The sequence below is a fragment of the Polynucleobacter sp. HIN6 genome (assembly GCF_030297575.1).
In the GTDB taxonomy this organism is placed as follows: Bacteria; Pseudomonadota; Gammaproteobacteria; order Burkholderiales; family Burkholderiaceae; genus Polynucleobacter.
Genome location: NZ_AP028137.1, coordinates 11,989 through 33,252, shown reverse-complemented (window position 1 = coordinate 33,252; position 21,264 = coordinate 11,989). Strand labels below are relative to the sequence as shown.

General features: G+C 47.9%; 17 protein-coding genes, 4 tRNA genes and 3 rRNA genes. 4 read left to right on the top strand and 20 right to left on the bottom strand.

Going from position 1 to position 21,264, the window contains the following annotated elements; translation table 11 throughout:
- Positions 1-72: 72 nt before the first annotated feature.
- The 8 genes from QUE66_RS00175 to QUE66_RS00140 form a co-directional block, all read right to left on the bottom strand.
- Positions 73-158 (bottom strand) — tRNA-Tyr (locus QUE66_RS00175).
- A 106-nt stretch (positions 159-264) separates the two neighbouring features.
- A 5S ribosomal RNA gene (gene rrf / locus QUE66_RS00170) occupies positions 265-378 on the bottom strand.
- A 112-nt stretch (positions 379-490) separates the two neighbouring features.
- Positions 491-3,362 (bottom strand): 23S ribosomal RNA (locus tag QUE66_RS00165).
- Between the two features lie 237 nt (positions 3,363-3,599).
- Positions 3,600-3,675, bottom strand: a tRNA-Ala gene (locus tag QUE66_RS00160).
- A 28-nt stretch (positions 3,676-3,703) separates the two neighbouring features.
- Positions 3,704-3,780, bottom strand: a tRNA-Ile gene (locus QUE66_RS00155).
- Between the two features lie 58 nt (positions 3,781-3,838).
- A 16S ribosomal RNA gene (locus tag QUE66_RS00150) occupies positions 3,839-5,371 on the bottom strand.
- The 16S, 23S and 5S rRNA genes sit together here with 3 tRNA genes alongside, the layout of an rRNA operon.
- A 415-nt stretch (positions 5,372-5,786) precedes the next feature.
- Positions 5,787-6,431 (bottom strand): BON domain-containing protein, encoded by a 645-nt coding sequence (locus tag QUE66_RS00145; RefSeq protein WP_286223764.1) that lies wholly within the window; start codon positions 6,429-6,431, stop codon positions 5,787-5,789.
- 1 nt (position 6,432) lies between these two features.
- Positions 6,433-7,041 (bottom strand): phosphoheptose isomerase, encoded by a 609-nt coding sequence (locus tag QUE66_RS00140; RefSeq protein ID WP_286223763.1) that lies wholly within the window; start codon positions 7,039-7,041, stop codon positions 6,433-6,435.
- 97 nt (positions 7,042-7,138) lie between these two features.
- Between QUE66_RS00140 and rsmI the strand changes: the two genes are divergently transcribed.
- On the top strand, positions 7,139-8,035 hold the full coding sequence (rsmI, locus tag QUE66_RS00135) for a 16S rRNA (cytidine(1402)-2'-O)-methyltransferase (protein WP_286223762.1): 897 nt from the start codon (positions 7,139-7,141) through the stop codon (positions 8,033-8,035).
- Here rsmI and QUE66_RS00130 read toward each other — a convergent pair whose 3' ends face one another.
- Positions 8,036-8,554, bottom strand: a complete 519-nt coding sequence (locus QUE66_RS00130; RefSeq protein WP_286223761.1) for a c-type cytochrome — start codon at positions 8,552-8,554, stop codon at positions 8,036-8,038. It abuts the gene before it with no gap.
- A gap of 99 nt (positions 8,555-8,653) precedes the next feature.
- Here QUE66_RS00130 and QUE66_RS00125 point away from each other — a divergent pair.
- Together QUE66_RS00125 and QUE66_RS00120 are read left to right on the top strand one after the other, a co-directional pair.
- Positions 8,654-8,729 (top strand) — tRNA-Arg (locus QUE66_RS00125).
- A gap of 182 nt (positions 8,730-8,911) precedes the next feature.
- A complete protein-coding gene (locus QUE66_RS00120) occupies positions 8,912-9,946 on the top strand; it encodes a fatty acid desaturase (protein WP_286224776.1) in 1,035 nt (344 codons plus the stop codon).
- A gap of 220 nt (positions 9,947-10,166) precedes the next feature.
- Here QUE66_RS00120 and QUE66_RS00115 read toward each other — a convergent pair whose 3' ends face one another.
- Positions 10,167-10,811 (bottom strand): MBL fold metallo-hydrolase, encoded by a 645-nt coding sequence (locus QUE66_RS00115; RefSeq protein ID WP_286223760.1) that lies wholly within the window; start codon positions 10,809-10,811, stop codon positions 10,167-10,169.
- 44 nt (positions 10,812-10,855) lie between these two features.
- Between QUE66_RS00115 and gcvH the strand changes: the two genes are divergently transcribed.
- Entirely contained in the window at positions 10,856-11,248 is a 393-nt protein-coding gene (gene gcvH / locus QUE66_RS00110; RefSeq protein WP_286223759.1) for a glycine cleavage system protein GcvH, read from the top strand.
- Here gcvH and priA read toward each other — a convergent pair.
- The 10 genes from priA to atpB all read right to left on the bottom strand — a co-directional run bounded on the left by priA (position 11,245) and on the right by atpB (position 21,264).
- Positions 11,245-13,326: a replication restart helicase PriA gene (gene priA, locus QUE66_RS00105; protein ID WP_286223758.1), complete on the bottom strand. Its 2,082-nt coding sequence runs from the start codon at positions 13,324-13,326 to the stop codon at positions 11,245-11,247. The two genes, gcvH and priA, sit on opposite strands and share 4 nt — an antisense overlap.
- A 263-nt stretch (positions 13,327-13,589) precedes the next feature.
- Positions 13,590-14,699, bottom strand: a complete 1,110-nt coding sequence (hemE, locus tag QUE66_RS00100) for a uroporphyrinogen decarboxylase (protein WP_286223757.1) — start codon at positions 14,697-14,699, stop codon at positions 13,590-13,592.
- A gap of 6 nt (positions 14,700-14,705) precedes the next feature.
- Positions 14,706-15,122: a F0F1 ATP synthase subunit epsilon gene (locus QUE66_RS00095; RefSeq protein ID WP_108507563.1), complete on the bottom strand. Its 417-nt coding sequence runs from the start codon at positions 15,120-15,122 to the stop codon at positions 14,706-14,708.
- Entirely contained in the window at positions 15,122-16,522 is a 1,401-nt protein-coding gene (gene atpD, locus QUE66_RS00090; protein ID WP_286223756.1) for a F0F1 ATP synthase subunit beta, read from the bottom strand. The genes QUE66_RS00095 and atpD overlap by 1 nt, the downstream gene beginning before the upstream one ends.
- A gap of 37 nt (positions 16,523-16,559) precedes the next feature.
- Positions 16,560-17,429, bottom strand: a complete 870-nt coding sequence (gene atpG / locus QUE66_RS00085; RefSeq protein ID WP_286223755.1) for a F0F1 ATP synthase subunit gamma — start codon at positions 17,427-17,429, stop codon at positions 16,560-16,562.
- An 11-nt stretch (positions 17,430-17,440) separates the two neighbouring features.
- Positions 17,441-18,982, bottom strand: coding sequence for a F0F1 ATP synthase subunit alpha (gene atpA / locus QUE66_RS00080; RefSeq protein WP_286223754.1), 1,542 nt, complete (start codon positions 18,980-18,982; stop codon positions 17,441-17,443).
- A gap of 46 nt (positions 18,983-19,028) precedes the next feature.
- Positions 19,029-19,565: a F0F1 ATP synthase subunit delta gene (locus QUE66_RS00075; protein WP_286223753.1), complete on the bottom strand. Its 537-nt coding sequence runs from the start codon at positions 19,563-19,565 to the stop codon at positions 19,029-19,031.
- Positions 19,566-20,036 carry a F0F1 ATP synthase subunit B gene (locus tag QUE66_RS00070; RefSeq protein ID WP_286223752.1) on the bottom strand — a complete coding sequence of 157 codons (471 nt, stop codon included), beginning with the start codon at positions 20,034-20,036 and terminating at the stop codon, positions 19,566-19,568.
- 52 nt (positions 20,037-20,088) lie between these two features.
- Positions 20,089-20,355, bottom strand: coding sequence for a F0F1 ATP synthase subunit C (gene atpE, locus QUE66_RS00065; RefSeq protein WP_286223751.1), 267 nt, complete (start codon positions 20,353-20,355; stop codon positions 20,089-20,091).
- A 39-nt stretch (positions 20,356-20,394) separates the two neighbouring features.
- Positions 20,395-21,264: a F0F1 ATP synthase subunit A gene (gene atpB, locus QUE66_RS00060; RefSeq protein WP_286223750.1), complete on the bottom strand. Its 870-nt coding sequence runs from the start codon at positions 21,262-21,264 to the stop codon at positions 20,395-20,397.

Here is a 21,264-nt window from a genome sequence, read left to right as displayed (position 1 = left end):
GTAAATACTGCTTAATTACATCCACTCATACTTCACTTATTCCGCTCTTACTTCTTTTGCTACCAATTCATCTGGTGGAGAGAGTTGGATTCGAACCAACGTAGGCGTAAGCCAACAGATTTACAGTCTGCCCCCTTTAGCCGCTCGGGCATCTCTCCGAGAACCGTACATTTTCTCTTGTTCGGTCACTGCTGTCAATCTGCAAGTCCTTCTTCCACAAGTGAAAACGCCCAGACCGTAGGGGTCTGGGCGTCACACATTGGTGCCCGGCAATTACCTACTTTCACACGGGTAATCCGCACTATCATCGGCGTTGAGTCGTTTCACGGTCCTGTTCGGGATGGGAAGGGGTGGTTCCAACTCGCTATGGTCACCGGGCGTAGAGGATAGGCTGTTTCAAAAGAAACAACCCAATTTGAGCAAGCAATGTATTACTTAATATCGATAGTGACTTGAATCACGCAAACTTCAGCACAATGGTGCTGGTTATAGGATCAAGCCTAACGGGCAATTAGTATCAGTTAGCTTAACGCATTACTGCGCTTCCACACCTGACCTATCAACGTTGTGGTCTTCAACGACCCTTTATGGAGGTTAAACCTCCGGGAGATCTTATCTTCAGGCAAGTTTCCCGCTTAGATGCTTTCAGCGGTTATCTCTTCCGTACATAGCTACCCTGCGATGCTTCTGGCGAAACAACAGGTACACCAGCGGTACGTCCACTCCGGTCCTCTCGTACTAGGAGCAGCCCCCGTCAAATCTCCAACGCCCACGGCAGATAGGGACCAAACTGTCTCACGACGTTTTAAACCCAGCTCACGTACCTCTTTAAATGGCGAACAGCCATACCCTTGGGACCGGCTACAGCCCCAGGATGAGATGAGCCGACATCGAGGTGCCAAACACCGCCGTCGATATGAACTCTTGGGCGGTATCAGCCTGTTATCCCCAGAGTACCTTTTATCCGTTGAGCGATGGCCCTTCCATACAGAACCACCGGATCACTATGACCTGCTTTCGCACCTGCTCGACTTGTCGGTCTCGCAGTTAAGCACGCTTTTGCCATTGCACTTTAGGCACGATGTCCGACCGTGCCAAGCGTACCTTCGTACTCCTCCGTTACACTTTGGGAGGAGACCGCCCCAGTCAAACTGCCTACCATGCACTGTTCCCGACCCGGATAACGGGCCAAGGTTAGAACCTCAAATAAATCAGGGTGGTATTTCAAGGTTGGCTCCACCAGAACTAGCATCCTGGTTTCAAAGCCTCCCACCTATCCTACACAGACCGATTCAAAGTCCAATGCAAAGCTACAGTAAAGGTTCATGGGGTCTTTCCGTCTAGCCGCGGGTAGATTGCATCATCACAAACATTTCAACTTCGCTGAGTCTCAGGAGGAGACAGTGTGGCCATCGTTACGCCATTCGTGCAGGTCGGAACTTACCCGACAAGGAATTTCGCTACCTTAGGACCGTTATAGTTACGGCCGCCGTTTACTGGGACTTCAATCAAGAGCTTGCACCCCATCATTTAATCTTCCAGCACCGGGCAGGCGTCACACCCTATACGTCCACTTTCGTGTTTGCAGAGTGCTGTGTTTTTATTAAACAGTCGCAGCCACCATTTTATTGCAACCCTTTTGCCCTTCTGTTGTTCACAGTCAAGCTACTTGGGCGTACCTTATCCCGAAGTTACGGTACCAATTTGCCGAGTTCCTTCTCCTGAGTTCTCTCAAGCGCCTTAGAATACTCATCTCGCCCACCTGTGTCGGTTTGCGGTACGGTCTCGTTAGACTGAAGCTTAGAGGCTTTTCTTGGAACCACTTCCAATTGCTTCGTGAGCAAGCTCACTCGTCCCACACCCTTGATTTACGCTACCGGATTTACCTAATAGCCATCTCCAATGCAGGAACCGGGACATCCAACACCCGGACAACTCTCCGCGATCCGTCCCCCCATCGCATCTAACGACGGTCAAGGAATATTAACCTTGTTCCCATCAGCTACGCATCTCTGCCTCGCCTTAGGGGCCGACTCACCCTACGCCGATGAACGTTGCGTAGGAAACCTTGGGCTTACGGCGAGGGGGCTTTTCACCCCCTTTATCGCTACTCATGTCAGCATTCGCACTTCTGATACCTCCAGCATGCTTTACAACACACCTTCGCAGGCTTACAGAACGCTCTCCTACCATCACTTACGTGATTCGCAGCTTCGGTAACTGGCTTAGCCCCGTTACATCTTCCGCGCGGGACGACTCGATCAGTGAGCTATTACGCTTTCTTTAAAGGGTGGCTGCTTCTAAGCCAACCTCCTGACTGTTTTAGCCTTCCCACTTCGTTTCCCACTTAGCCAATTTTAGGGACCTTAGCTGGCGATCTGGGTTGTTTCCCTCTTGACACCGGACGTTAGCACCCGATGTCTGTCTCCCGTGCTGACACTCAAAGGTATTCGGAGTTTGCTATGGCGCGGTAATCCGCAATGGACCCCACAACCATTACAGTGCTCTACCCCCTTTGGTGATACACGAGGCACTACCTAAATAGTTTTCGGAGAGAACCAGCTATTTCCAGTTTTGTTTAGCCTTTCACCCCTATCCACAGCTCATCCCCTAACTTTTCAACGTTAGTGGGTTCGGTCCTCCAGTACGTGTTACCGCACCTTCAACCTGGCCATGGATAGATCAACTGGTTTCGGGTCTACACCCAGCAACTAACGCCCTATTCGGACTCGCTTTCGCTACGCCTTCCCTATGCGGTTAAGCTTGCTACTGAATGTAAGTCGCTGACCCATTATACAAAAGGTACGCAGTCACCCCTTGCAGGGCTCCTACTGTTTGTATGCATGCGATTTCAGGATCTATTTCACTCCCCTCCCGGGGTTCTTTTCGCCTTTCCCTCACGGTACTTGTTCACTATCGGTCGATTACGAGTATTTAGCCTTGGAGGATGGTCCCCCCATATTCAGACAGGATTTCACGTGTCCCGCCCTACTTGTCTCTAGCCTAGTACCACACATCACCTTTCGCATACGGGGCTATCACCCTTTATTGCCGGACTTTCCATTCCGTTCTGCTAAATGTTGTGTTATCACTAGAAGGCTGCTCCCATTTCGCTCGCCACTACTTTGGGAATCTCGGTTGATGTCTTTTCCTCTCGCTACTTAGATGTTTCAGTTCACGAGGTTCGCTCCACACACCCTATGTATTCAGATGTGGGTGCCGCAAAAGCGGCGGGTTTCCCCATTCGGAAATCTTCGGATCAAAGCTTGTTTGCCAGCTCCCCGAAGCTTATCGCAGGCTACAACGTCCTTCATCGCCTGTAATCGCCAAGGCATCCATCACATGCACTTATTCACTTGATCCTATAACGAGCACCATTACTGATACCTGTTACAGGTTTTACTTCTGACATGTTTGCCGTAATCCAAACTTGATAAAACTCATTTGTATTACTGATGATTCAATCACTACCCATACTACTTGTTGTTTGATGCACTCTCAAAGATGCATCAAACGCATTGCTTACTCAAATTGTTAAAGAACAGCCATAAATGGCAAAACAAAACACTGCATCAATGCTTTGTTTTGACATTTAATGATGGTGGAGGATGACGGGATCGAACCGACGACCCCCTGCTTGCAAAGCAGGTGCTCTCCCAGCTGAGCTAATCCCCCATCGACCGCAGTCTGTACCGCCGCTTGATGGTGGGTCTGGTAGGACTTGAACCTACGACCCCCGCCTTATCAAGACGGTGCTCTAACCAGCTGAGCTACAGACCCGTGGCGTTTTTCGTCAACCGATAAGTGTGGGTACTAAAGTTTTAGCATCATTCTCTAGAAAGGAGGTGATCCAGCCGCACCTTCCGATACGGCTACCTTGTTACGACTTCACCCCAGTCATGAACCCTGCCGTGGCAATCGCCCTCCTTGCGGTTAGGCTAACTGCTTCTGGCAAAACCCACTCCCATGGTGTGACGGGCGGTGTGTACAAGACCCGGGAACGTATTCACCGCGACATGCTGATCCGCGATTACTAGCGATTCCAGCTTCACGTAGTCGAGTTGCAGACTACGATCCGGACTACGATGCGTTTTAAGAGATTAGCTCCCCCTCGCGGGTTGGCAACCCTCTGTACGCACCATTGTATGACGTGTGAAGCCCTACCCATAAGGGCCATGAGGACTTGACGTCATCCCCACCTTCCTCCGGTTTGTCACCGGCAGTCTCTTTAGAGTGCTCTTGCGTAGCAACTAAAGACAAGGGTTGCGCTCGTTGCGGGACTTAACCCAACATCTCACGACACGAGCTGACGACAGCCATGCAGCACCTGTGTTCACTTTCCCTTACGGGCACCTAATGTATCTCTACTTCGTTAGTGACATGTCAAGGGTAGGTAAGGTTTTTCGCGTTGCATCGAATTAATCCACATCATCCACCGCTTGTGCGGGTCCCCGTCAATTCCTTTGAGTTTTAATCTTGCGACCGTACTCCCCAGGCGGCTGACTTCACGCGTTAGCTACGTTACTGAGAATGTAAATTCCCAACAACTAGTCAGCATCGTTTAGGGCGTGGACTACCAGGGTATCTAATCCTGTTTGCTCCCCACGCTTTCGTGCATGAGCGTCAGTGTTATCCCAGGGGGCTGCCTTCGCCATTGGTGTTCCTCCACATATCTACGCATTTCACTGCTACACGTGGAATTCCACCCCCCTCTGACACACTCTAGCTATACAGTCACAGACGCCATTCCCAGGTTAAGCCCGGGGATTTCACGCCTGTCTTGTATAACCGCCTGCGCACGCTTTACGCCCAGTAATTCCGATTAACGCTCGCACCCTACGTATTACCGCGGCTGCTGGCACGTAGTTAGCCGGTGCTTATTCTTCAGGTACCGTCATTCGCAAACTGTGTTAGAGCTGCTGTTTCTTCCCTGACAAAAGAGCTTTACAACCCGAAGGCCTTCTTCACTCACGCGGCATTGCTGGATCAGGGTTGCCCCCATTGTCCAAAATTCCCCACTGCTGCCTCCCGTAGGAGTCTGGGCCGTGTCTCAGTCCCAGTGTGGCTGATCGTCCTCTCAGACCAGCTACTGATCATCGCCTTGGTGAGCTTTTACCTCACCAACAAGCTAATCAGACATCGGCCGCTCTAATCGCGCGAGGCCTTACGGTCCCCCGCTTTCCCCCTCAGGGCGTATGCGGTATTAGCGCAACTTTCGCTGCGTTATCCCCCACGATAAGGTACGTTCCGATGTATTACTCACCCGTTCGCCACTCGCCACCAGGTGCAAGCACCCGTGCTGCCGTTCGACTTGCATGTGTAAGGCATGCCGCCAGCGTTCAATCTGAGCCAGGATCAAACTCTTCAGTTCAATTCCTGTGAACCTTGCGGTTCGTCGCACTCATTTAAGAAATTGACTTGGTAAAAAACCAAATCATTTTTACTGTCTATGAGTACTGTTTATTTACATCTGTCCCGAAGGACTGGATGCCTCTACTCAGTACCCACAATTATCGGTTGACTAATTTTTAAAGAAGGCTGTCCCCAGAGACAATTCATGGGAATTCAGCGAAGTCCATAACTATGACATACCCTTAGAAGGATGTCAACACCTTCTTACAAATATTTTTATGCCGCCGGACCCCCAAATTAGCCCCATCAATTTGGGCTACAATAAAATCAATGGCTTAGAAAGCCCCCTAGGCCAATTCTTTAAACTCATATAAGGCGCTAGCTCTAGATATTAGGGTAAATACTAATTAATTGGGATCAAAAAGCATCCGAATTTAGTTTGGGGCAGGATTCGTATCTGGTTGCGAGGTTCTTGCCTTGCCTTCTTGCTCAAGGCGCTGCTTCTCAGCCTCCGAAATAATGTCAAAAAAGGCAAACACCTGCTTCACGCCGCTTACCTTGCTGACAATTTGCTTGGCTTTGTCAGCTTCTTGCTGAGTCAATATGCCCATTAGGTAAACCCTGCCACTCTCAACCGAAATGTTCATAGAATTTGAGGGAACATCAGGGCTAAAAATAAGTTGGGTTTTAATGTTTGAGGCTAAATAAGCATCGCTTGCCCGTTGACCCAATGAGCTATTGGGCCCGATCACAATTTCATTAAATAGAGAGCGAACGTTCTTCATCGCCTTCACATCGTTACCTGCCTGAGTTTTGATGGTCTCGTCTTTCGCCTCGCCGATTAGGAGAACTTTTTGGTTAAAAGAAACAACGACAATGTGCGCAGAGTCCCCGAACTTTCTGGAGAGCTGACTATTGGCCTCAATCTCAATTCCCAAATCAATTGCCTGAACTGCGGGCGTTCTGCGATCAGCCAGTATTGTTACGCCACCGACCATGCCGCCAACCACTAACACGCCGCAAGCAGATAGTTGCAGGGCAATTAAGGCGGTACAAACTATTTTGATGAGTCGCATCATTTCAATCCTCGTTAAACAAAACGTGATCAACGCCATCGCAAAGGCAGTGCAATAAAAGTAGATGGGTTTCTTGGATGCGTGCAGTACGGGTCGCTGGAACACATAAATGAACATCTTCTCCGCTGAGTAGCACAGCAATCTTTCCCCCGCCATTACCTGTCATCGCAACAATATGAATGCCAACCTTTTTCGCTGCTTCAATCGCTTTGACGACATTCTTTGAGTTCCCAGATGTTGATATAGCAATCAATACATCGCCCGGGCGCCCGATGCCGCGCACCTGCTTGCTAAATACTTCCTCATAGCTGTAATCATTTCCGATGGCTGTCAATATGGATGAGTCGGTTGTGAGTGCAAGCGCAGCAAGCTCGCGACGCTCACGTTCAAAGCGGCCCATTAGTTCGGCTGCAAAATGTTGTGCGTCTGCCGCAGATCCACCATTTCCGCAGGCCATTATTTTTCCGCCCGCTTCAATCGATTGCGTGATCAAAAGAATGGCGCGCGCAATTTCTGAAGGCAGGGCCTTGGCCCCTAACTGCTTTGTCGCAATACTATCAACAAAATGCTGTTGTGCTCTGGCTTTTAGCTCATCGATTGGTTTTGTTTTCATCACAATATTATGCTCTGTTTTGCCATCCCCAAATGCTGCTCCATATGGTTTCATTTCAATACATTTGCAGGGATAATTAATTCTAAAGGGGTTCTTCATGCTGGAAATACCATCACTCGATGCATTGCAAAAGCAAGACTTTCCAAGCGCCAGTTTGTATGTCGTAGCAACCCCAATCGGAAATCTAGGGGATATCACACTAAGAGCGTTACATGTGCTGAACCTTGTCGACGGTATTGCCTGTGAGGACAAACGTCATAGCCTATTGCTTCTTAAGCATTATGGAATTAGCAAACCAATGATGGCCATTCATGAGCACAACGAACTTGAGGCATCAAAAAAACTAATAGATCGTCTTAAAGCGGGAGAGCGTTGGGCCTATCTATCAGACGCTGGCACCCCGGGAGTCTCGGATCCTGGGGCTCGTTTGGTCGCCGAAGTTCAAAAGAACGGTTATCGAACCATTCCCATTCCAGGAGCAAGCGCACTGACAGCAGTTCTTTCGATTGCCGGGGGTGTACTACAAGCAGCCCATGGGCAATTTCAGTTTCTTGGTTTTTTGCCTAGCTCAAAAAATGAGGTGGAAGAGACACTTCGTTTAATGATTGAGAGCCCGATTCCAACTGTGTTTTACGAAAGCCCCCATCGCCTAACCAAGACCTTAACTCGATTGAGTGAGCTTCTGAGTAATGATCGACGATTAATCATTGGGCGGGAGCTTAGTAAAAAATTTGAGAGTCTTTTTTTATTACGGCCCAACGAAATCTCGGCCTGGCTAGACAACCCTAATCACCTAAAGGGGGAATTTGTCTTTGTTCTTGAGGGCAGGGATCGCAAAATCGTCATTGAAAGCAATGCGCCTTTACGCTTAGCTCAATTGCTTAGCAAGCAATTGAGCAGCAAAGATCTCTCAGCAGTTTTGCAGTCGATGTATGGCCTACAAAAAAATGAGGCCTACGAACTTGCCCTTGCAGTGAAGAAGGGTGGCGAGTAATTACTTCGCTGGCTCTGCAGGTGCGGGAGCGGGTGCTTTGGGCTCAGCAAATTTTCCACCCGCTGAATTCGCTAGATAAACAACCGATCGAGCAATTTCATAATCGCTCACATCTGCAGGACTTGCGCCGCCACGAGCGGGCATCGCGCCCTTGCCCTTCATAACCGATGCATAGAGCGCATCATAGCCCTTGGCGATTCTGCCACCCCAGGTAGATGGATCGCCATACTTGGGAGCGCCAGCAGCGCCCGAATTATGGCAAGAAGCGCACACTGCTTTGTAAACTGCCTCACCCGTTTGAACTTCGCGAGGAGCGCTTGCATCTTTGAAATTCAATTTACCAACTGGCTTGATCAAGGTCTCCGTACTCTTCTCTGAGGCCACATTTTCTTTATTTTTCCCACTGCTGACATAAACAATCAACAAGAAAATGATGATTAGGGGTACAAAAAAACTAGCAATTACCGCAATACTTAATTGCTTTGTATTTTTGATTAAATTACCGTGCTCTTCACTCATAATGGCTCGAAAAAAGGGTGGTTAATTAAGAATGCATTGAATTATACCGAGAGCAATCTGGTTTCAGGCACTTACAATACATACTGAATTATTTTGATTGCGCCCGTAGCTCAGTGGATAGAGTATTGGCCTCCGAAGCCAAGGGTCGCAGGTTCGATTCCTGCCGGGCGCGCCACTTTCATCATTCTGTAATACCGAAATCCCAAAAAACCACTATGATTCAAGGATCTTAAGAAAGTCACTGTGTCAGAGCTAAATAGCGCCCTCCAATCCAATCAAGTATTGGTTAATCCGGCACCCCTAAGCCCAGATCTTCCCCTTCCTCACCGCAAGGTTATTCGCTCATGGTTGAGCCCAATGACCGAGGGAAACACGGTTCGGGCCATTTCTCTTTTGATCCTAGATTCGTTCTTGTGGGTTCTTAGTATTGCCGCTACGGTTTACTTTGAGAACATTCTGATCAAAATTCTATTTGGTGTGATCGCCGGTTTTGTGACTGGACGAATCTTTATCTTGGGCCATGATGCCTGTCACCAGAGCTTTACCCCTCATCGAACCTTAAACAAAGTGCTTGGTCGGATTGCCTTCTTACCATCCCTTACCCCGTACAGCCTTTGGGATATCGGGCACAACGTAGTTCATCATGGACAAACCAATCTCAAAGGCTTTGATTTCGTTTGGGCGCCCCTTTCAAAATCAGAATATGACGCCCTTCCCAAATGGCGTCAATTTCTAGAGCGGCACTATCGGAGTGGTTGGGGGCCCATCGCCTACTATTTGATTGAAATTTGGTGGAACAAAATGTTCTTCCCCAATAAAAAATACCGCCCTGCGGACCGTTCTATTTTTCTAAAAGATAACCTTCTGGTGAGCGCATTTGCCCTGATCTGGATTGGGCTTTTGAGCTTTTTTGCCATCAACACGGGGCAATCTGTTCTGGTCGCATTGTTATGCGGCTTTGTCCTTCCTTATTTATTCTGGAACGGGATGATTGGGTTTGTAGTCTATGTCCACCATACCCACCCAGCAGTTTGTTGGTACGACAATAAATCAGAGTGGTTAAGGGCACAGCCTTTTGTATCGACCACGGTTCACTTGACCTTTGGTTTCTATTGGGGAGCCCTGATGCATCACATCATGGAACATACGGCGCATCACGTTGATATGAGCGTTCCCCTGTATAACCTTCCGGCCGCCCAAAATCGCCTGGAAACCCTTCTACCAGAAAGAATTATTGTTCAGCCGTTCTCATGGAAATGGTATTTTGATACTGCCAAAACCTGCAAACTCTATGACTTTAATGAGAAAGCCTGGCTCGATTTTGATGGCAATAAAACCGCGAACTCCGTTCGGGTTCTGCTTACCCCCTCTAACAATGGGGAAACAAGGTAAAATAATGGTTTCGAGAAGATTTATCAGATTCCGTTATGACCACGTCAACCACTCCAACCCCTACCCAAGATACTTCTCCTAGCCTTAAGTTTTGCTCTTCATGCAGCCGGGAAAAAAGGCTAGAAGGGGGCACCTGGATCCCTACGAGCAATCGTAAACAGCGTTGGATTTGCGCAAGCTGCCTTTACAATCGCACACACCGCACTGGTTCAGCTAAAACCTAAGCCCTATCCCCAACATAGGGGTTATTTTGTCTCTCGCGGCCAAAAGTCGACATGGGGCCATGGCCTGGCACAAAATGTACATCGTTGCCTAGAGGCCATAACTTTGTTTTGATGGCGTGTATTAGGTCTGCGTGATTACCTTTTGGAAAATCTGTGCGGCCAATCGATCCAGCAAATAAGACATCGCCAACAAAAGCAAGGCGAGTAGGCTCGTCATAGAACACGATGTGCCCAGGCGTGTGTCCTGGGCAATGAAATACCTTCAATTCATGCTCTCCAAGAGAAACCGTATCCCCGTCGAGTAACCAACGATCCGGCTCAAAAGGTTCGGCCTCCCCAAAACCAAAACGGACGGTTTGCTCTGGAAGTTGATCAAGCCAAAATTTTTCAAGAGGGTGGGGGCCCTCAATGGGAACCTGCCATTTCTTAGCAAGCTCTTTCGCCCCAGCGCAATGATCCAAATGGCCATGAGTTAATAGGACTTTACGAAGTTTGACATTCAGCTTCGATAAGGCGTCTTCGATTTTTTCTAAATCTCCACCTGGATCAACAACTGCCGCCTCTTTAGTTTTCTCACAAAACACGATTGAGCAATTTTGCTCAAATGGGGTCACAGGAACAATTGAGAGCTTTAAGGTCATGTCGATATGATCAAATTCTTGGTTAGTGTCGTTAAAATATTCTAATGAATATTCCAAACGATCTTTTGTTTGCACAAACCCATGAATGGGTAAGGCATGGTGATGACGGTCAATATTGGGTTGGCATTAGTAATCATGCTCAAGAGGCCTTGGGGGATATTCTTTTTCTAAAGCTTCCTGAACCTGGGTCTTCATTGAAACAGGGTCAGGCTTGCGCTACGATTGAATCGCTCAAAGCAGCAAGCGATATTCATGCGCCAATTAGTGGGATCATTAGCGAAATTAATGTAGCGGCAGTAGAAAAACCAGAAAGCATCAACACCCAACCCTATGATGTTTGGCTTTTCAAAATTCAGACAAAAGATGAGGCGCTGTCTGTTAACGAGCTTGCGTTATTACAAAGCCCCGATCAATACGAGACTGGCGTTAGTGGCTAAATAAATAGCGGGTCGCGCTCAATTGACCAGCGCACTTTGCCCACTTTTGAAATTCGTCCGACTGACTGTTGCCGCAAATAATGCTCAAGCTCATTAAGCAGGGCTTGGAGCGGTGCCCGTTGACGCGACTCAATTAATAATTGTGAACGCTCCCATCCTCCTAGGCGAGCGATGGATTTCGGAACTGGATCAAAGACGGTGATTCCGGTTTGTAAATGAGCGGTTTTCTGCAAAAATTGTTTTGCATGATTTAGCCATGTCAATACTTCTTTCTTCTGCTTTGCTTCCGCATGCACTAACGCTTGATAACTAAATGGCGGCAGACCTGCCTCTTGACGAGCAGCCATTAAATGCTCCATGAATCCAGCTAGATCGAATGTTTTTATATATTGATACACGGGATCATCGGGATATCGAGTTTCAATCAATATCTGGGTGGACTCACCACTAAAACGCCCAGCCCGCCCAGCCACCTGAACAAGTTGAGCAAATAAATGTTCTGGCGCCATATAGTCATTGGAATACAACCTTGCATCGGCATCCAGAACACAAACTAGGCCGATATTTTGATAATCGTGCCCCTTCGCAAGCATTTGTGTACCAACAATAATTTGTGCTGAACCAGCATGTATCTCTTGAAACAGCGCCTCGGTCTTTTTGCTCGTGCGTGCAGTATCGGCGTCAACGCGTAGTACCGTTGCTTGTGGGAACAGTGCTTGTAATTGATCCTCGACTTTTTGGGTTCCCCTCCCGAGCGGCTGCAAATCAACATCACCACACCTTGGGCATCCTTGTGGAACAACTTTCATCAGGCCGCAATGATGGCAGCACAACATAGGCTTTTTAAAGTGCCCTAACTGTCGATGCATCACCATATAACTGGAACACTGGTCACACTCACTTAACCAATTACACGATGAACAACTAAGAACGGGCGCCAATCCCCGCCGGTTGATCAATATTAAACTCTGTCGACCTTTGTGAAGATTCTGTTCAAGCGCCCTGATCATTAAAGGACTGATGGTGATTGAACGCGAGGACTTACTAGGGGCTACCAGCTCGACATTGGGCATTTGAAAACCCCCGGCTCGATTGGTCAATTGAATTTCCTGATACCGACCTTCTTTTACTGCCTGCCAGGTTTGCGAGGAGGGGGTTGCTGAAACTAAAACAATTGGCAGGCGTTCGTTTTTAGCACGCCACACGGCTAAGTCGCGCGCTGAATAGGCCATACCTTCTTGCTGCTTAAAGGAGCTGTCATTTTCCTCATCGACCACAATCCCTACCAATTTTGGTAGGGGGGTCATAATCGATAGTCGCGTACCCAATACGATGCGGGCAAGCCCCGTCATTGCAAGGTACCAAGCAATGCCACGCTGCTTCTCCGTTAATCCACTGTGAAGAACGACCAGAATCTCTTGGGGGAAATATTCTTGAATCCGCCTTTGTAATTGCGGAGTTAGATTAATTTCGGGCAGCATGATTAAAACTTGAGCCGCGGGGTCTTGCTTGAGCAAAGTTTCGATAAACGTAAGGTAAACGGCTGTTTTGCCACTACCGGTCACCCCGTTGAGAAGGAATGTATTAAATGTCCCCTGCTGATGGCCGTTTAGGATCTGAATTGCTTGTCTTTGATCATCATTGAGCTCCTCAAGAGAGAGTTTTTTCTCCTTGGCTTTTGATTCGGTTGCGTCCTTTGTTTTGAGATTTAAATAATCAAGTGGCTTATTCCAGTTGCTGGCAGTGCGCCACCATTTCGGTATCGCTGACACAATTGTTTCGCCAAGCCCATGAAGATAATATTGGGAAGCAAAATGCGCTAATTCCATCAAGCGATTATCGATCGGGTTTAGGGGCGCAATCTGAAGTACTTTCTTTAATTTTGAATCATTTAAATGAGAGTAAGTAGTTACTTCAATAACTATACCTGGTAGATTTGTTCGTCCAAAGGGAACCTCAACCAACATCCCGACCTGGGGTATGGCGCGAAGCGTTTCTTTATCCCATAGGTAATCAAAGGCCTCCGGAAGAGGCCGATCGACAACAACTTTAACGATGATTGGCGCTGATTGATTCAATAAAGTAGTGTATTGATTAGTCTGTGGATAACTTTGTGGACAACCGCTACTTAGGCTAATAAATAACAAGAGTGATAGCGGGCCCTAACTTTCTTATATCCATTGAAAATTAAAAAATATTTAACCAAATCAATAGCTTATAGGATAAAGTCAAACTATGATCTGCGGTATATTGATAATCTCCATGAAATCCAATAGACCGACACTATTTGTGCATAAGTCTACCCCTAAACCTACTGAAGCAAAGGGATAAAACGGGTTAATTAAGCCTTACGTAGATATTCTGAATACTCGATAACGGTCTTGGCCAGTACAGTTACGCTATCTGGATTTGTGAACTGAGAGATTCCGTGCCCCAAATTGAAAATGTGTGCATCAAGGGGGTGGAGGTCCGCCTTCAAAGCGGGAGCCTTGTTGAGGCCATCCAAGATTTTCTTGGCCTGAGCCTCAATTTGTTCCGGGTTAGCAAATAAAGCGAGCGGGTCAAGATTGCCTTGAAGCGCAATGGACTTATTTTTTTCGACTAAGCGAGCTCTTGCCTTGGCGACCGACATTGTCCAATCGAGCCCAATCACATCAGCTCCAGATTCTGCCATGTCATCGAGCCACAGACCGCCGCCCTTAGTAAAAATAATGATTGGCACCTTTTGCCCATTTAATTCCTGAGGAAGCTGGTCAATCACCTTACGCATACTTGCCAATGAGATTTCTTGGTACCAACCATCAGGCAATAACCCACCCCAAGTATCAAAAATCATGAGCGCCTGAGCGCCTGAGCGTAATTGTTCCGTCAAATATGCAGCTACCGATTGAACGTTAATGTCGAGAATGTGCTTGAGCAAATCCGGGCGATTAAACATCATGGTCTTTGCATGTCGAAAATCATCCGAACCTGAGCCATCTATCATGTAACAAGCTAAGGTCCATGGACTGCCCGAGAATCCAATTAGCGGAACGCGCTGCTTGCCGTCTTGGATCAACGATTTCCTAATTTGGGCCACCGCATCAAACACATATTGCAGTTGATGAAGGTCTGCAGGCCTTAAATTTTTAACAGCCTCCTCCGTGCGCAAGGGGTGAGTAAAGCTTGGGCCTTCGCCCGCAGCAAACTGGAGGCCCAAACCCATCGCATCAGGGATGGTCAAAATATCAGAAAACAAAATGGCCGCATCTAAGGGATAGCGGTCTAATGGCTGTAAAGTAACCTCTGTTGCATACGCAGGATTTTTAGCAAGGCCCAAAAAACTACCGGCCTTTGCACGCGTTGCATTGTATTCAGGTAGATACCGACCTGCCTGACGCATGAGCCACAAAGGGGTGCGGTCTGTTTTTTGACCCAAACAGGCCCGAAGGAAGCGATCGTTTGCTAACAATTGAGCTTACTTCTTACGACGCAAGCGCGCAATTGCAGCCAATTGAGCTGCGGCCATTGCAAATTCAGACTGGGCGTAGGCAATATCAAAATCACCGGCACGATTTTGCATGGCTTCTTCAGCACGCCTTTTTGCCTCAAGCGCCTTAGCCTCATCCAGATCATGGCCACGGATTGCGGTATCAGCCAAAACCGTAACGCAATCTGGCTGAACCTCTAAATAACCGCCGGCAACAAAGACAAACTCTTCATCGCCATCCGCCTTTTCAATTCGCACCGAACCAGGCCGAATGCGAGTAATTAAAGGGGTGTGGCCATGCAGAATTCCAAGCTCACCTGATTCGCCTGGAAGGGCTACAAATTTAGCCTCGCCACTAAAAATTGACTGCTCTGCACTCACGACATCAACATGAATGGTTGCCATTAGAGTTTCTTCGCTTTCTCAATGGCCTCATCAATTGAACCAACCATATAAAAGGCCTGCTCTGGCAAATGGTCAAGTTCACCACTAACAATCATCTTAAAGCCACGAATTGTCTCTTTTAGTGGAACGTATTTTCCAGGTGAGCCGGTGAAAACTTCGGCAACGTGGAAAGGCTGGGACAAGAAACGCTGAATCTTACGAGCACGGGCAACAGCTAACTTATCTTCGGGAGAGAGCTCGTCCATACCCAAAATCGCAATGATGTCTCGCAATTCTTTATAACGTTGCAAGGTCATTTGCACACCGCGCGCAACTTCATAATGCTCAGCTCCCACCACCTGCGGGTCAAGCTGTCGGCTTGTTGAGTCCAAAGGATCAACCGCCGGATAAATACCCAAAGCCGCGATGTCACGGGATAACACGACCGTGGAATCCAAGTGCAAGAAGGTAGTGGCTGGCGATGGATCGGTTAAGTCGTCAGCTGGAACATAAACGGCCTGAATCGACGTAATCGAGCCTGTTTTAGTTGAGGTGATTCGCTCTTGGAGCTTTCCCATCTCTTCAGCCAAGGTAGGCTGATATCCCACTGCAGATGGCATACGGCCTAATAGAGCGGATACTTCGGTACCCGCAAGGGTATAGCGGTAAATATTGTCAACGAAGAACAGAATGTCACGGCCTTCGTCACGGAATGCTTCAGCCATTGTCAGGCCTGTTAAAGCGACACGCAAACGGTTGCCTGGGGGCTCGTTCATCTGACCAAAAACCATGGCCACCTTATCGATCACGTTTGACTCTTTCATTTCATGATAGAAGTCGTTACCTTCACGAGTGCGCTCACCGACTCCCGCAAATACCGACAAACCGGAGTGTTGTTTTGCAATGTTGTTGATGAGCTCCATCATGTTCACGGTTTTTCCAACGCCCGCGCCACCGAAGAGTCCGACCTTACCACCTTTAGCGAATGGGCAGACGAGGTCAATCACCTTAATACCGGTTTCAAGCAAATCCACCGATGGCGATAACTCATCAAACTTTGGTGCGGATTGATGAATGGAGCGGCGCTCTTGGGTCGCAATTGGACCGGCGTCATCGATCGGACGACCTAATACATCCATGATGCGGCCCAGGGTTGCGGGGCCAACTGGTACAGAAATTCCCGCGCCGGTCGCCTTCACCTCCATGCCACGACGCAGGCCGTCACTAGCGCCCATCGCAATCGCGCGAACCACGCCGTCGCCAATTTGCTGCTGAACTTCAAAGGTCAATCCTTTTTCGGCAAATGATGCCTCATCGCTTTCGACCAAAGTTAATGCGTCATAGATATTGGGCATCTTATCTCGGGGGAACTGAATATCCACCACCGCACCAATACACTGAACAATATTTCCGATGCTCATCACATTTCTCCGCTATTTAATCTTTAAAAATCTTTACTTAAACCGCCGCCGCTCCGCCGACGATCTCGGAAAGCTCCTTGGTAATCGCTGCTTGACGGGTTTTGTTATAAATCAGCTGCAATTCACCGATCACATTCTTTGCGTTATCAGACGCGGCTTTCATGGCCACCATCCTCGCTGACTGCTCTGACGCCATATTCTCTGCCACCGCCTGATAAATCAACGCCTCAATGTAGCGCTTCAAAAGGCCATTCAATACTGATTCCGCATCAGGCTCATAGATGTAATCCCAACCATGGCCTGTATTTGCTCCTTGGCTTAAGTCGTCAGACTCAAGCGGCAAGAGCTTTTCTAAGACTGGCTCTTGTTTCATGGTGTTGATAAATCGGGTATAGGCCAAATACACCGCATCCACCTCGCCGCGCTCAAATGCATCAAGCTGTGCAGTGATTGCACCGATTAAGCTATCCATATGCGGGGTGTCGCCCAACAAAATAGATTGAGATAAAAGCTTAGCCTTGGTTCGGTTTAAAAATTGCAAGCCCTTTGAACCAATTGCAGTGAACTCAACAGAAATATTCTTCTCGCTAAAGTCCCGCATCTGATTCGTGACCAAACGAAGGACGTTGGTATTCAAACCGCCACACAATCCCTTATCAGTGCTTACTAAAATCAGGCCTGCCTTCTTAATCTCACGCACAGCCATATACACCGGACGGTATTCTGGATTTGCTTTTGATAGATTGGCGGTGATTGCCCGAATTTTTTCAGAGTAAGGTCTTGCTGAGCGCATGCGCTCTTGAGCACGCCGCATCTTGGAAGCGGCGACCATTTCCATCGCTTTAGTGATCTTGCGCGTATTCTGAACGCTCTTGATCTTGGTGCGTATTTCTTTTGTGCCGGCCATGATTGCCTATCTTAAAAAGTGCCAGCGCGTTTAAAGTCTTCAATGGCAGAGCGAAGAGCAGCCTCATCGTCTTTACTCAAATCTTTGGTGTCCTCAATGCGGCCAACCAAATCAGCGTATTTTGACTTTAAATGCTCGTGCAGACCCTTTTCGAATGGCAGAACCTGTTTAATCTCTAAGTCGTCAAAAAAGCCATTGTTCACTGCATATAAGGAGGCGGCCATTTGCCATACTTGCATGGGCAAGTACTGGGGCTGCTTTAGCAATTCAGTAACTCGACGACCGCGCTCTAATTGCTTACGGGTTGCTTCGTCAAGATCGGATGCAAATTGGGCAAAAGCTGCTAATTCACGATATTGGGCAAGGTCTGTACGAATACCGCCCGATAATTTTTTAATCACTTTGGTTTGTGCCGCACCACCTACGCGCGATACTGAAATACCGGCATTAATTGCTGGACGAATACCTGCATTAAACAAATCAGTTTCTAGGAAGATCTGACCGTCCGTAATCGAAATCACATTGGTTGGCACGAAAGCCGATACGTCGCCAGCTTGGGTCTCAATCACCGGCAAAGCGGTTAAAGATCCCGTTTTTCCTTTAACGGCGCCGTTCGTGAATTTCTCCACATAATCTGCGTTCACGCGGGCAGCGCGCTCTAACAAGCGGGAGTGTAAATAGAAAACATCGCCAGGATATGCTTCGCGACCTGGGGGACGACGTAACAAAAGAGAAATTTGACGATAAGCAACCGCCTGCTTCGTTAAATCGTCATAAATAATCAGGGCATCCTCACCGCGATCACGGAAATACTCGCCCATCGTGCAGCCGGCATAAGCCGATAAATACTGCATCGCTGGGGACTCTGACGCGCTTGCCGCAACCACGATGGTGTATTCCATAGCACCAAGCTCAGTCAACTTGCGAACCACGTTTGCAATTGTCGACGCCTTCTGACCGATCGCAACATAAATACAGAAAACGCCCTTACCCTTTTGATTGATGATGGCATCGACAGCAACGGCGGTTTTACCAGTTTGACGATCGCCAATAATGAGCTCGCGTTGACCGCGACCAATTGGCACCATCGCATCAATCGCCTTTAGGCCAGTTTGCACCGGCTGACTAACCGATTGACGTGCAATCACGCCGGGAGCAACTTTTTCAATAAAGTCAGTTAGCTTAGTATTGACGGGGCCCTTGCCGTCGATAGGCTGGCCGAGAGCATTAACAACTCGACCGAGGAGCTCTGGTCCAACGGGAACCTCAAGAATGCGGCCAGTACATTTAACAGCATCACCTTCTTTAATATGAGTGTATTCACCCAATACCACGGCACCGACGGAATCGCGCTCTAGGTTTAATGCCAAACCAATGGTGCCACCAGGAAACTCAAGCATCTCACCTTGCATGACCCCAGATAAACCATAAATACGACAAATGCCGTCGGTTACCGAAATCACGGTTCCCTCGTTACGAATCTTTGAATCAACGCCTAATTCGTTAATTCGGCTTTTGATCAGTTCGCTGATCTCGGAAGGGTTTAGTTGCATCAATTACTCCTAGATATAAATCGAATATTCTTAATAAATCCCTGCGTTAAGCAATCAACCGATCGTGCATATGGCTAAGCTGTGCTCTCACGGAGCCATCCAACACCTCGTCGCCCACTTGGACACGAACGCCGCCAATTAAATTAGGATTGATTACCACCGTTGGGCGCAATTCTTTTCCACCAAAACGTTTTTTTAGGGCAGAGAGCAAATCATTTAGTGCGGCGCCCTCGAGAGGAAAGGCCGAGGTAATGAGAGCTTCTGCGGCACCCTCGCTTTTGTTCTTCATCGCCGAAAACTGCTTCGCAATCTCGGGCAAGACGATGAGGCGATGATTATTCGCTAAAAGCTTAATAAAAGAGCTAATTGACTCATCGGGTTTTGATTTAAGAAAACCTAAAACTAGCTTAGCAAGCTCGTCAGCACCTAATTTTGGGTTGCTAACAAGCGTTAGAAGCTCGTTGTTTTCTAAATATCTAGCAAGCTCATTGAGCTGCTTTTCCCATGATGACAAATCATTTGGCTTGGCGCTTGCAAACAAGGCCTCAGCGTAAGGGCGGGCAATGGTGGCAATATCAGCCATTTATAGTTCTGCCTTTAGTTGGTCAAGCAATGCAGCATGCGCTTTGGAATCAACCTCGCGTCGTAAAATTTGCTCTGCACCTCTGACAGCTAAGCTGGCGACCTGATTGCGTAACTCGTCACGAGCCTTACCGACCTGTTGCTCCGCGTCAGCCTTAGCCTGGGCAATAATCCTAGCTGCTTCCGCCTGGGCATTCGCCTTAATTTCTTCCGCCGCTAACTGAGCGCGCTTTTCAGCTTCTGCAACACGCTGAATACTTTCTTGACGAGCAGAGCTCATAGCCTCTTCTGCCTTTTTCGTCGCATTCTCAAGATCTAATTTTCCCCGCTCAGCGGCGGCAAGACCTTCTGCCACTTTAGCGGCTCGCTCATCAAGCGCCTTCACCAATGGGGGCCACACAAAACGAGCCACGACCCACCATAAAACGAAGAAAACGATCATTTGCGCGAATAGAGTCGCGTTTAAATTCACGATATTCCTTTCAAAACTTGTTGCAGTAATGGGTCATCGACCCACAACTAAATTACTTAATAACAGCAAGCAATGGATTGGCAAATGCGAACAACATCGCAACACCAACACCGATCAGGAAGGCCGCGTCGATCAAGCCGGCCAATAAAAACATTTTGGTTTGTAATGGCTCCATGAGCTCAGGCTGGCGAGCACAAGCTTCAATATATTTTCCACCCATTAGGGCGATACCCAAACAGGCTCCGATTGCGCCTAGGCCAATAATGATGCCGATTGCAATGGCGGTTAATCCTTGAATGTTGGCGAGAAATTCTTGCATGTTGCTAACTCCTAAGTTTAAGTGTGTAAAAAATAAAAATTAATGATGGCTGTGCGCCTGACCAATGTAGACCAATGTCAACATCATAAAAATAAAGGCCTGCAAAAGGATGACCAAAATATGAAAAATGGCCCAAGCAGATCCTGCAATCACATGCCCAACCAAGCCAAAAACACTGAGGTCAAGACTAAAGGTCCAGATGCTACCGAGCAATGCGATTAACAAGAACAGGAGCTCACCTGCATACATATTGCCAAAAAGTCGCATCCCAAGAGAAACGCCCTTGGCAACAAATTCAATCATGTTAAGAACGAGATTAAATGGGGCTAAATACCACTTCGCACCAAAGGGGGCTGAAATCAATTCGTGAAGGAAGCCGCCAACGCCCTTGATCTTAAAACTGTAGAAAAAAACCAGCAAAATAACAGCAAAGGACATTCCCAAGGTTGCGTTCAAATCCGTAGTGGGTACTAATTTGTGATGCGGCACGTGCACGCCAAAATTTTCTAAGAAGTGGTTAAATCCAACCACCCAATCCACCGGCACCAAATCGAGCGCATTTAACAAAATAATCCAGCAAAAAACGAGCAAAGCCAAAGGTGCAATATAGCTACGGTCTCCATGAACAATGGTTTTTGATTGCGTCTCAACCATGTCGACCATCATCTCTACAAATGCCTGAAAGCGCCCTGGAACACCAGAGGTTGCGCGTCGAGCAGCAATCAATAAAAAAGTGACCACAATCAGGCCCATCAAAATCGACCAAAACAAGGTGTCAAGATTAATAACACTAAAGTCAACGACGGAGCTCTGCGCACCACCGATATTGTTTAAATTCTGTAAATGCTCGGCAATATATGCGGTCGGGGTTAGAGGCTCTGTTGATGCCCCGTGTGCTGCGCTAGCCAT

What these genes read in the sequence shown, in the direction of transcription:
- QUE66_RS00145 (WP_286223764.1), bottom strand. Translation starts at nt 6,431, where the DNA reads ATGATGCGACTCATCAAAATAGTTTGTACCGCCTTAATTGCCCTGCAA.
- QUE66_RS00140 (WP_286223763.1), bottom strand. Translation starts at nt 7,041, where the DNA reads ATGAAAACAAAACCAATCGATGAGCTAAAAGCCAGAGCACAACAGCAT.
- rsmI (WP_286223762.1), top strand. Translation starts at nt 7,139, where the DNA reads ATGCTGGAAATACCATCACTCGATGCATTGCAAAAGCAAGACTTTCCA.
- QUE66_RS00130 (WP_286223761.1), bottom strand. Translation starts at nt 8,554, where the DNA reads ATGAGTGAAGAGCACGGTAATTTAATCAAAAATACAAAGCAATTAAGT.
- QUE66_RS00120 (WP_286224776.1), top strand. Translation starts at nt 8,912, where the DNA reads ATGACCGAGGGAAACACGGTTCGGGCCATTTCTCTTTTGATCCTAGAT.
- QUE66_RS00115 (WP_286223760.1), bottom strand. Translation starts at nt 10,811, where the DNA reads ATGACCTTAAAGCTCTCAATTGTTCCTGTGACCCCATTTGAGCAAAAT.
- gcvH (WP_286223759.1), top strand. Translation starts at nt 10,856, where the DNA reads ATGAATATTCCAAACGATCTTTTGTTTGCACAAACCCATGAATGGGTA.
- QUE66_RS00095 (WP_108507563.1), bottom strand. Translation starts at nt 15,122, where the DNA reads ATGGCAACCATTCATGTTGATGTCGTGAGTGCAGAGCAGTCAATTTTT.
- atpD (WP_286223756.1), bottom strand. Translation starts at nt 16,522, where the DNA reads ATGAGCATCGGAAATATTGTTCAGTGTATTGGTGCGGTGGTGGATATT.
- atpG (WP_286223755.1), bottom strand. Translation starts at nt 17,429, where the DNA reads ATGGCCGGCACAAAAGAAATACGCACCAAGATCAAGAGCGTTCAGAAT.
- atpA (WP_286223754.1), bottom strand. Translation starts at nt 18,982, where the DNA reads ATGCAACTAAACCCTTCCGAGATCAGCGAACTGATCAAAAGCCGAATT.
- QUE66_RS00075 (WP_286223753.1), bottom strand. Translation starts at nt 19,565, where the DNA reads ATGGCTGATATTGCCACCATTGCCCGCCCTTACGCTGAGGCCTTGTTT.
- atpE (WP_286223751.1), bottom strand. Translation starts at nt 20,355, where the DNA reads ATGCAAGAATTTCTCGCCAACATTCAAGGATTAACCGCCATTGCAATC.
- atpB (WP_286223750.1), bottom strand. Translation starts at nt 21,264, where the DNA reads ATGGCTAGCGCAGCACACGGGGCATCAACAGAGCCTCTAACCCCGACC.